This is a genomic window from Candidatus Marinimicrobia bacterium CG08_land_8_20_14_0_20_45_22, assembly GCA_002774355.1.
In the GTDB taxonomy this organism is placed as follows: Bacteria; Fidelibacterota; UBA2242; order UBA2242; family UBA2242; genus 0-14-0-20-45-22.
Genome location: PEYN01000128.1, coordinates 21451 through 31474 on the forward strand (window position 1 = coordinate 21451; position 10024 = coordinate 31474).

10 protein-coding genes, 1 tRNA gene and 1 other RNA gene are annotated in these 10024 nt (G+C 42.8%); all 12 read right to left on the reverse strand.

Annotation, left to right across the window (positions count from 1 at the left end; genetic code table 11):
* Positions 1 to 3: 3 nt before the first annotated feature.
* Complete coding sequence (locus COT43_07645) at positions 4 to 1242, reverse strand: competence/damage-inducible protein A (protein ID PIS27998.1); 1239 nt, start codon at positions 1240 to 1242, stop codon at positions 4 to 6.
* Positions 1230 to 1694, reverse strand: coding sequence for a phosphatidylglycerophosphatase A (locus COT43_07650; protein PIS27999.1), 465 nt, complete (start codon positions 1692 to 1694; stop codon positions 1230 to 1232). Before COT43_07650 ends, COT43_07645 begins: the two co-directional genes overlap by 13 nt.
* Positions 1684 to 2298 carry a CDP-diacylglycerol--glycerol-3-phosphate 3-phosphatidyltransferase gene (gene pgsA / locus COT43_07655; GenBank protein ID PIS28000.1) on the reverse strand — a complete coding sequence of 205 codons (615 nt, stop codon included), beginning with the start codon at positions 2296 to 2298 and terminating at the stop codon, positions 1684 to 1686. The genes COT43_07650 and pgsA overlap by 11 nt, the downstream gene beginning before the upstream one ends.
* Positions 2298 to 2891: a recombination protein RecR gene (locus COT43_07660; GenBank protein ID PIS28001.1), complete on the reverse strand. Its 594-nt coding sequence runs from the start codon at positions 2889 to 2891 to the stop codon at positions 2298 to 2300. Before COT43_07660 ends, pgsA begins: the two co-directional genes overlap by 1 nt.
* Positions 2888 to 3226: a hypothetical protein gene (locus tag COT43_07665; protein ID PIS28002.1), complete on the reverse strand. Its 339-nt coding sequence runs from the start codon at positions 3224 to 3226 to the stop codon at positions 2888 to 2890. Before COT43_07665 ends, COT43_07660 begins: the two co-directional genes overlap by 4 nt.
* Positions 3227 to 3235: 9 nt before the next feature.
* On the reverse strand, positions 3236 to 4888 hold the full coding sequence (locus tag COT43_07670) for a DNA polymerase III subunit gamma/tau (GenBank protein ID PIS28003.1): 1653 nt from the start codon (positions 4886 to 4888) through the stop codon (positions 3236 to 3238).
* A gap of 12 nt (positions 4889 to 4900) precedes the next feature.
* Positions 4901 to 5166: signal recognition particle sRNA large type (gene ffs, locus COT43_07675), an RNA gene on the reverse strand.
* Positions 5167 to 5194: 28 nt separating this feature from the next.
* Positions 5195 to 5267 (reverse strand) — tRNA-Ala (locus tag COT43_07680).
* A gap of 79 nt (positions 5268 to 5346) precedes the next feature.
* Positions 5347 to 5826 (reverse strand): hypothetical protein, encoded by a 480-nt coding sequence (locus COT43_07685; protein PIS28004.1) that lies wholly within the window; start codon positions 5824 to 5826, stop codon positions 5347 to 5349.
* The gene (locus tag COT43_07690) at positions 5820 to 6677 is read right to left on the reverse strand and encodes a hypothetical protein (GenBank protein ID PIS28005.1); all 858 of its coding nucleotides are present in this window, start codon (positions 6675 to 6677) and stop codon (positions 5820 to 5822) included. The genes COT43_07685 and COT43_07690 overlap by 7 nt, the downstream gene beginning before the upstream one ends.
* Before the next feature lie 38 nt (positions 6678 to 6715).
* Positions 6716 to 8995 carry a hypothetical protein gene (locus tag COT43_07695; protein ID PIS28006.1) on the reverse strand — a complete coding sequence of 760 codons (2280 nt, stop codon included), beginning with the start codon at positions 8993 to 8995 and terminating at the stop codon, positions 6716 to 6718.
* 10 nt (positions 8996 to 9005) lie between these two features.
* On the reverse strand, positions 9006 to 10024 hold a 1019-nt coding region (locus COT43_07700; protein PIS28007.1), incomplete at its 5' end, for a hypothetical protein.

Genomic DNA, 10024 nt, shown 5'->3' on the forward strand with positions numbered 1-10024 from the left:
GATTTATTCCCTTAAAAGCGTCAACCTCAGTTGGTTCAACGCCATCTGCGAAAAGAGTTGTTTATTCATGATCCGATCTTGTAGAAACCGGAACTCGAACGATTCCAGAAAGCCGCTCATCGACAAGCCAACGTGTACAAGTCCAACCGGTTTTTCATCGCTTCCGCCCGGCGGTCCGGCAATTCCTGTTGAACTCAATCCAATATCACATCCGGACAATTTCCGAACGCCGAGTGCCATTTCTTTGGCAGTCTCAGAACTGACGGCGCCGTATCGCTTCAAAGTTTCCGGATTGACATTTATCAATAGTACTTTAGATTCGTTACTGTATGTGACAACGCCCAGAATAAAATATGCCGAACTGCCGGATACATTGGTGAGTCTGTCGGTGATCAATCCGCCGGTACAAGACTCAGCAACGGCGATTGTCATCTTCTTGTCTATCAGTAAGTTAGCCACATCCATTTCCAGAGTTTCATCGTCGTAGCCATAAACGATTTCCCCGAGTTTTTCGGCAAGTTGTCGCTTCGCTATGTCTAGCAAAGTCAGGCTATCTGTATCACCGGAATACAACACCAGATCGATGTGTGTAAAATGCGGAAGAATCGAAATGCCGATCTGCTTTTGAATGGAAATCCAATTTTCGATTTTGCCGTAAAGTTCGGATTCCGGCACACCGGTCGTGTGAATAGTAAGAGTATTGATCCGGGCTTCTGACAATTGTTCCATATCTATTGAAACAGAATCGATCAATATCCGCTCCATCTCAATTGGAACGCCCGGCATCACATAAAATGTTTTGTCTTTTTGCTGGAATTTCATTCCCTGCGCGGTTCCAACTGGGTTGGGAATGATTTGTGCCTTATCAGGAATCATTGCCTGACTGACATTCGATTCAGACATAACCTTGCCGCGTCTCCGAAATAAATCCCGAATATCATTTAAAATATCTTCATGGAAAACCAATTTCGAGTTAAAATATTCGGCAATTGTCGTTTTCGTGATATCGTCATGTGTTGGACCAAGTCCACCGGTTATAAAAATCAGATCAGCATGAAGACGACACGCGTCTATCGCTTGAATAATTGCCGACTTATCGTCTCCAATAGTGATGATAAAATTAACAGAAATGCCGTATTGTTTTAAAAATTGAGAGATGTAGGTAGAATTTGTATTAACGACCCGACCTGAAAGCAGTTCGTTTCCGATAGAAATGACGCCAGCGTTCTTCATACGATCCATCGAACGATGTTGATAAAAACAGCGGCATAGACGCCAGCTAGAAGATCGTCTGCAACGATCCCCCAACCGCCTCGCAATTTCTCCAGCTGATTGATAGGCGGAAACTTGGAAATATCAAAAAAACGAAACAACGCGAATGCTGAAATCACCATCCAGACGTTTCCATGAAAGTGAACGCCCGGCAAAAGCGTCATGGTTAACCACATTCCGGCAACTTCGTCAATCACTACCATCGATGGATCTTTTTCGTCCATTTGTTTTTCGATCTTTCCCGCCGATAAAACGCCAACGATTATCAGAATAATTGTACCGATTGCTTTCCAAATATGCCATTCGATTGGGAAACAAAACCAAAGGATGAGCGCAACTAAACTGGCTGCTGTTCCGGGAGAGACTGGAATTTTTCCAACATAGAAAAACGTCGCGATCAGGGTATTAAGTTTATTTTTCATCAGCTGACAGCGATCTTTTTTTGATATATTTAAAATTTGAAAAGATATATTGCACACCTGTATAAACTGTAAAAGCCGTTACGGCAAACATCAATATGTCAATAATATAGTACTTTTCGATCAAAGCGACATGCGGAGCGATTCCGAGAAATATCTTCCAGCGTTGCGTGATATGATAGACGAGAATAAAACAGATAACACCGATTTGCGATCCGGTTTTAATCTTGGCAATATGACTGGTCGTCATCGAAGTTTCTTTGACCTCCATCAAAATGCGCAAACCTGTAACGACGAAATCGCGAAGGATTACAAGAATTACCATCCAGAGCGGAACTATATCAAGTATAACGAAAGAGATAAAAGCCGCAGACATCAGAACCTTATCGGCAAGCGGATCTAAAAATTTCCCAAGACTGGATACCGATTGGTACTTGCGCGCATAATATCCATCATAGGCATCAGTGACCGAGGCAATGATGAAAATAATCAGCGCAAAAATCTCGAAGAATGCATGTTTCCCAAATAAAAAATAAATAAATAACGGCGTCAGGAGAATTCTGGAAGTCGTTATAAAATTTGCTATTGTAAAAACTGTCTGTTTCATTATAAACTCGTACGACCTTCTAATGCGTGGGTTAATGTCATTTCATCCGCAAATTCCAAGTCGATTCCCATAGGTAATCCTTGTGCAATTCGAGTAACCTTAATTTGTTTGTCTTTGACTAATTTGGAAAGATAAAGCGCCGTCGTCTCACCGTCACGAGTTGGATTGATCGCTAAAATGACTTCGCGAATTCCCTCTAACCGATATAAAAGCGTTTGAATGTTTAAATCGTCCGGGCTGACTCCGTTCAATGGTGAAATGACACCACCAAGAACATGGTATAGTCCGCGATACCAACCCGTCTTTTCGATGGCGATAACATCCAACGATTCCTGTACGACGCAAATAGTTGTATGGTCTCTTTTGGGATCACTACATATTTTGCACGGATCGACGTCGGAAATATGGTGACAGCGCGAGCATCGGAAAATCCGATCTTTAACATCCACGATCGTTCGAGCAAGCATAACCGCCTCTTCACGATCAGACTTCAGAATATAAAAAGCAATGCGTTGCGCAGACTTTTTTCCGATGCCCGGAAATTTTGCAAGTTCTTTGATCAACCGTTGAAGTGAATCGGGTAAGACGTTCATAATCCAGGTATTTTGAAACCTCCGGGTAAATTCGGCATGAGTCCACCAGTCAAACCGGACATTTTTTCCTGATAGAGTTCTTTGGCTTTCTGGAGAGCCTGATTGGTCGCGGCGATAATCATATCTTCAACCATTTCGACATCGTCCGTCAGAACTTCAGAATCTATTTTGACTGAAACGATTTCTTGCGAACCGTTTGCGGTAACCTTCACCATTCCGCCGCCTGCTGTTCCTTCGACCGTCAGAATCGCCATCTCCTGATTTAGTTTTTCCATGTTTTCCTGCATCTTACCGACTTGCTTCATCAGGTTGTTCAATCCACCTTTGGGCATCATAGTTCCTCCTTAAGTAACAACAATTTCACCATCGAAGATTTCCAATACGGTTTGGACAGTTTTGTCGATCTCGCTCGTTTCAGGTTTTTCGGATTTGTCTTTCCGCTCAACACACTTGATTTTCAATGGCTTATGATATATTTCTTCAATAATTTTTTCGATATTCGTTGCCCTTTTTACGACACTTTGTCTGGCAAACGAGTTTGAAGGATCGAATACAACTTCTAAGACGTTACGATTTAAAGAAGCTAATTTCCCTTGTCCAAGGAAATCGGAAAGCGAATGGTTGGATTTCACAAGATTTTCCAAAACCTGACCCCATTTTGATTCTATCACATCAAAAGTCAAATCAACAGAATCACTCGATTTGGGTTCTGAATTCTTTAGCGGTTCAACAGATGGTTGGGTATAATCGACCTTAGGTTCCCGAACGTTAATCTCTTTTGTAGCGGCAGGCGGCGTTTGTTTTGTAAACAATTCGACTTCGGGTTGAGGAATCGGTTTTGGAGTTAAAATGTTTGGAATGCGCAAATCCGATTTTCTGATGCTTTCCAGAATTTCGGTAACTGTCACGGTTTTGTCGATCGTTCCCAATCTCAGCAATGTAAATTCCAGAAGTGTCCGCGAGTTGATAGCATATTTCAGATTGACTTGCGCTTCGGAAATTATCTTCGTCAGCCGCAAAAGATCGCCGATGAGCCACTTATCTTTTTCTTTAAGATATTTATCCTTGACATTGTCTGGCAAGTCAAGCATTTCGACCGATTCGGTAGCTTTGGCAACCAGCAGATTCCTAAAATGTTCAGACAGTGCTGTGAGAAATTCACCGAAGTCGGCGCCGTTGTCAAAAATTTCATTCGCTATACCCAGCAAACCTTTTTGATCTTGTTTAAAGATTAGATTTTCAACTAAAAACAGGTAATCCGGGTCGATGATTCCTAAGATTTTTTTAACGTCTGCCGGAATCACTTCTTCCCCGCTGAACGCAATAACCTGATCCAGCATACTTTCGGCATCGCGCATACCTCCGTCAGATTTTTTTGCGATCAACATCAGTAAATCGTCTGGAATTTGAATCTTTTCCGATTCGATGATCTTCTTCAGTTGTTCAACGATTTTCAAAACAGGAATTCGGTGAAAATCGTATCGTTGACACCTGGAAATGATTGTTGGAAGAACTTTCAACGGTTCTGTCGTTGCGAAGATGAAAATTGCATGCGGCGGCGGTTCTTCGAGAGTCTTAAGAAGCGCGTTGAACGCGTCCTTCGTCAGCATGTGAACTTCATCGATGATATAGACCCGGTAATTGGAATGAATTGGAGGATATTTCACATTTTCGCGCAATTCGCGAATTTCTTCGATACCACGATTCGAGGCGCCGTCGATTTCCAATACATCGATATTTCTTCCCGAAGTAATTTCCGTGCAATTCTGGCAAATATTGCAGGGATTGTTATCTTGCGGATTAAGACAATTTAGGGTTTTAGCGAGAATGCGCGCCATAGATGTTTTGCCAATTCCGCGCGAACCCGTGAAGAGATATGCATGAGAAATTCGCCCCGACCGGATAGCGTTTTGGAGCGTCGAGCAGATATGTTCTTGTCCGACGATTTCGTCAAACCGTTGAGGTCTGTATTTGCGTGAAATTACCTGATAACCCATAATTCTGATTGGCTATGCACCAGGCATTGAATTCGTTTTTGGTAGATTCGCTTAGACAGTTGGCTGGTTTTCAGAAGTTCCGCGGCACATAAACAAATTAACTGCCGCTGCTCCCTTCCAGGCCTGACGGGGTTCGCCAATAATTTATTGCGCGAAACAGAAAACGTCATCGCCTCGCATCTTCGCGGATAAACCAAGCAAAATCCTCTGCCTGGCATTCCATCCTGCTATAGCGGATTGCAGGTGACAGGGCACCGCTGGCTCCCCATGTAGCATAGCCATTTTGATCGTGTTATTAAAAAACTGTGGAGTTGATGGGGATCGAACCCACAACCTCAGCATTGCGAACGCTGCGCTCTCCCAATTGAGCTACAACCCCAATAGATTGCTCTTCAAAGAACTGAATCTAAAATAACAAAGATGAAGATACTTTCAAAATGAATAATCCGGCGTCCGGTTTATTTTTTCCTGCTAAATAATCCGCGTCTTTTCGGCTCTTCTGTGATCTCATCGGTTTTCGGAGATTCCTGTTTTTCCCGTTCCTTCATCTCCAACCGCCTCTCGATTTCGCTCATTCCAGATAATTCACCTTCGTCTAAAACCTGTTCGGTTTGTGGCACGACAATTTTCTCGGGAACTTTATGTCGTTCGTCTTCAAGAGTTTCCAGCTTGTCCAGAATTTTTGTCACCTCGCCGTGAAATTCCCGAATAGTCTTTTCCAGTCGCTTCATCAACTCATTCGTCATGCGTTTGCCGTAGCTTTCGCCGATGCTCTCAAGGATATCGTTCAATTTCCGTTCAACATATTCCTTTCTGCCTTCGGTCACATTTAAATCCACAATGACGGGTTTTTCCTTATTTTCTTCCGCCGGTTCCGTTTTTCCACGTACCGCTGCAGTTGCTGGGGTTGCAGGTCTCATTCGTCTAACATTTACCATAACTTACCTTTCAATTTGTGGAGATTATAAACCAACCTGTGCAAAGTATCAAGTCTTTTTATTTTATTCAAGTTAAAATTGATAACCGTCTTTGGCAAAAATAATTCATTTACAAACGGAGAAACGGCATGTCCGACAGCCACTCCAACCGAACATCCCGCCAGATCGTAAATCCAACGATCTTTTGGTTGGATCTTTAACCATCGGCAACCGACTTCTGCTCCAACCGCGCCCAATATCATAAAACCAGAAATGGTCGCCCAATAAGCGATTCGCGAATCCTCTACGTCATCCCAGTACTTGAGCCTTGTGATTTGACCCATCGGAATCGTTAATACTTTTTTATTCTGCCAAATCTGAACGAAATCACCAGTAGTTCGATAATAAGCGCCTTCGACAACTGACTTGTCTTTTAAACGAATCTGGCACAGGGAACTTTCGGGAATTTTCTTTAAAAACTCCTTCGCGAAAAGTGGTTGATACCTCGTTTGAATATACAGACGATTTGCTCGACTTAAACTATCTTGTCTGTCAATTTTTGACGCTAAGAGATAAATCTCCATCGGACAGAACTGACGTCTAAATGTCTGTTTTCCTTTCTCTGAAAATAACTCAAAAACGCCTGTCACGCTATCGGCATCCGATTGGAAAAACTGAGCGCTTCTAAAAGTCTGCATATCAGGGAAAAGGTTGAAATGTATTTTTTCCTCCAGATCGATGGTAGCGCCGACTTTCTGATGAATAACGAGATACTCTTCAGCGATCACGAACCGTGAAGACAGAATTATGCATAAAACGATCTGTGAATGCAATATCGTTAAAAACCCCGCTTTCCGCGGGGTTTTTAACATCTGATTCTTTTGGAAAGATTCTCGAATGACTTTTTCCTCTAAAAATTGAAGCTGGTTTCGATTGTTGTTAGATTGACCGCCTCGGTCTTGGTATCGATCTTGCCATTGCCGTCGTAATCGCGATATGTCTTTTGGAACACATAGGAAATAACGGCGCCGCCACCGAGTTCAAACCCTATCTTGTAACCAAGGATTGTATTTTCCGACGGATGCTTGAAATCAAACGGATTTTCGTCGTTGTTACGCTGATAGAATGCGATAGCATTAGCCAATTTTGGAATTTTCCCTGCTGGAATAGATACAGATGCCATGAAACTCTTCACTTCATTTCCGCTTGTGAACATGTGCTGGTAATAACTTCCAAGAATGATGTAATTCAGAATGTTTACGTCAACTGCGCCAAATACGCCCTGCATGGCTTCATTCATGAGGCGCATCTGGTCTTTCGTATAAGGATAGAGCGCTCCGTTGGCGTCCTGTCGGATCGATACTCTCTCAAAGTCATAAGCACGATCCCAAAAACTATATAGAAAGTTTTTACCGGCATACCGGTACTCTGTTGTAAGGTTCACGATCTTAAAAATATTCATCTTCAATCCCGGTGCCGCAATTCCCCAACCGGGAGTAAATTCGGTTCCCGAATTGTAATCTTTGACTTTTCCCGAAATGAAAGTCGCTGCCTGTCCGTAAATAGTCAATTTGAAGAATTTCATATTTAGAATCGGAAAACCGAGATCAAATGCAGCGGCTGTCAGCGTCTTTAATTGATCCTTTGTGCTGAAGGGATCCGGCGCCGAATCAATCGAATCGATCTGTGTGTCCATGTCAGGAAAATTATCCGTTAAACCGTCACCATCCACATCGTAGTCGATTTCGTCCGGAATACCATCTGTGTCTGTATCTTTGGAAAAGGATTTACCTTTGATGTCAATCTCGCCGGTTCCGAAACTGTGATACTTGTAGTCAACCAGACTGTTACCATTAAATCCGGGAAAATACCATGGAGTCGTAAATTCTTTCGTCGAGAAAGCATCGAACACATCCGGTATATAATCGCCGTCCGTATCTTTCAAACCTTTGTACTGATTGACATCGATAACGACTGTGGTTCCAAAATTCAATGGAAACCGTTTGAGCGGTTTGTAGGTCATACGGCCACCTAATAGTCCAGGGCCGCTGATTTCTTTCAGATTAGCGACAAACACTTCCCAGCCAAGTTTATCAAACTGCATACCCGTATGCACACCGACTTTTCGCACCTGTGGATATTCCGTCGTGTTCGAATAGCCGTTCATCAAGATTCCATAACCGAGCGTTACATTATCCAGCGCGCCGACTCTCGCAAAAAACGGATCACCTTGTTGCGCCCAGCGGACGTAATAAACTTTATCGAGATAATCTGAAACTTCATCCCACTCTTCTTTGCGAATGTTTCCCTGATCGTCCATATAAATAGCAACATCCAGCGCAACGCCAAGTTTCCCGAGTCTCAATTCCGGACGAAACGCAATCTGATTGTAAATTTTTCCATCGATCGTCACCGATCCGAGCCCAAGTCCCATTCCAAACGGTTTCCCGGACTTTTTCCCGGTGGGTTCTTTGGTTTCGGTTCCCGGCTCTTCGGTCGGTGTGGCTTGGGAGGTCGTTTCTTCCGAAGGCGTTGTGACCGACTCTTCCTCCTCAACCGGTTGCAGCGGAGCTTCTTGCGGTTTCACTTCATCTTCGTCCTGAGGCATATCCTGTGGCTCAACGGGAATATTCACAACCTGTCCATCCGACGTGGAAATGATCATCTGCCCGGCCTGCATGATCGTTTCAATACCGGTGATGATGTTTAAAATCTGGACAGTTCCATCGACACCGTAAAACCGATCTCCAACCTTGTCGCTGAAAACCCAAAATTTCGTTCCTTTAACGGATGCTACGGATGTTGCCGTTTCGATACGGTAATTTGAGCCAACTCTGGGCGTCACATTAACCAGCACGCGCCCTTGCGTCATTTTAATTGTCCGCGCGGCGTAATCTTCCTTGATCTCGATTTCGGAATTCTTTCGGATTTTGACCAAACTTTTGTCACTATTAAAAATAATGGCGACAAAACCGTCTGCCTCAGTTCGTATCGCATCACCTTCCATCAGTCCCATGCTCATTTTTGCGGGCGTAGAAAAGCTTGTGCTTCCTTCCTGCTTAATGTTGACGACTCCAGCCGTCTTCAAAATCGTGGCAAACTGATCTTCCGCCTGAGATTTGCCGTAAAAAGCCATAAGGATGCTCAGTGCAAATAACGTTTTCCTTATCATATTAACCTCTCTCATCATAAGTTTTTGTTTATTTATTCTTTGAAAACATACCCAAAATAATCTTTGAATCTAAAAGTTCAATCAAGCTGAATTCCATCTTGAATTCGGCTGAATTATCGCCGTTATTTTTCAACCGGACATAAAAAGATTTGACCAGACCGTAATCGATTTGCTGAATCAAAGATTTAAAAGGCGTGTTCATGGTCGTCTCAAGAAACATCGTAATCTCTTTTCCGATAATATCCTGACGGTTCTGGTTCAAAATGTGTGCAAATGAACGCGAAATTCCCAAAACCGTTCCATCTTTCAAGAATAAAATGGAATTGTCGGAAGCGGATTCGATCACTTTTGATAGGCGATCACGGCTATCGCGGATTTCACGGTACATCGAAACAAGTTTATCATTGAAAGTTGCCAGCCGCTCGTATTTTTCCTTCATGACCTTGAGCTCGTAACTTTGGTTATTGCCAATCATATTCAGGAGAAGATTAGGATAGACCTCGATAAATTCTTTCAAATTATAACCAAGTCCCTCGATCGCTTCCATGTAGATGAGGCTGTTAGTCTTCTCGTTTTCTTTTGAATATCGGATCCCAATATCCGAAAATAAATCCGACTTTGTTGCAAGCCATTTCTCGATTTCATCTTTGATAATACTTAAGTTTTTCGATTTTAAATCAGGACCAGCTACGACAACACTTTCCGGTACGAGCGGGAACTCTCCGAGAACCTGAATTCCTTGTTTCTCTTTTTCGTTCAGAAGTTTATATTCTAATGTCGTAGCAACGACCGCCGCAGTATTATCTTCAACTTCAGGGCTCAACAGAGCGGTCGGAATGGAATAGGCACTCTTGTTGGCACTGTTGATCGTGCAATTTTTAATCAGAAAAAGAATAATTGGATTGAGAAAAAACCAATCCGTACTGGAAGGAAGATATACATCCCTGTTTTTTAAATCCATCAATCGAGTAATTCCCTGTTTTTTTCGCGTCAGGATCAAACCTGATACATCAGTAAAACTCAATTTGAATAGTGGATAAAAATCGT

Bases quoted from the DNA above. Each gene is read 5' to 3' on its own strand.
- COT43_07645 (PIS27998.1), bottom strand. From the start codon at position 1,242: ATGGATCGTATGAAGAACGCTGGCGTCATTTCTATCGGAAACGAACTG.
- COT43_07650 (PIS27999.1), bottom strand. From the start codon at position 1,694: ATGAAAAATAAACTTAATACCCTGATCGCGACGTTTTTCTATGTTGGA.
- pgsA (PIS28000.1), bottom strand. From the start codon at position 2,298: ATGAAACAGACAGTTTTTACAATAGCAAATTTTATAACGACTTCCAGA.
- COT43_07660 (PIS28001.1), bottom strand. From the start codon at position 2,891: ATGAACGTCTTACCCGATTCACTTCAACGGTTGATCAAAGAACTTGCA.
- COT43_07665 (PIS28002.1), bottom strand. From the start codon at position 3,226: ATGATGCCCAAAGGTGGATTGAACAACCTGATGAAGCAAGTCGGTAAG.
- COT43_07670 (PIS28003.1), bottom strand. From the start codon at position 4,888: ATGGGTTATCAGGTAATTTCACGCAAATACAGACCTCAACGGTTTGAC.
- COT43_07685 (PIS28004.1), bottom strand. From the start codon at position 5,826: ATGGTAAATGTTAGACGAATGAGACCTGCAACCCCAGCAACTGCAGCG.
- COT43_07690 (PIS28005.1), bottom strand. From the start codon at position 6,677: ATGTTAAAAACCCCGCGGAAAGCGGGGTTTTTAACGATATTGCATTCA.
- COT43_07695 (PIS28006.1), bottom strand. From the start codon at position 8,995: ATGATGAGAGAGGTTAATATGATAAGGAAAACGTTATTTGCACTGAGC.